Source organism: Nocardioides cremeus (assembly GCF_030518195.1).
Classification (GTDB): Bacteria; Actinomycetota; Actinomycetes; order Propionibacteriales; family Nocardioidaceae; genus Nocardioides; species Nocardioides cremeus.
The window spans coordinates 1-290 of record NZ_JAULSC010000179.1; the positions used below are offsets into that span (position 1 = coordinate 1).

Genomic DNA, 290 nt, shown 5'->3' on the forward strand with positions numbered 1-290 from the left:
GTTTCTAATTACGAGTTGACCGTTGGCATTAGGATTCGACGATGAGTCCCATGCCCTAGCTAAATGACATCCTTTTTTAGATGCGACCGCACTTTCAGCGGTAATTTTACTGTTAATAACTAGGAAGCCATATTTTTGACCATTGTCGGTATTTGGAGCAAAAACAAGAGCGGTATTGCGTCTGTCTGCTCTACCGATGATTTGCGCAGACTCGAACACGGCCGAGCCGGATCCGAAGATGAAGTCGACGTCTCCTTTAATTGTTGGTTTATTGAAGTACACTCTTTTGC

Annotated in this window: 1 protein-coding gene; it reads right to left on the reverse strand. The window is 44.1% G+C overall.

The features are described 5' to 3' along the window. Positions 1-282: pectinesterase family protein (locus QWJ41_RS20980; protein WP_302710419.1), on the reverse strand; the 282-nt coding region annotated here is incomplete at its 3' end. Between the last annotated feature and the right edge of the window lie 8 nt (positions 283-290).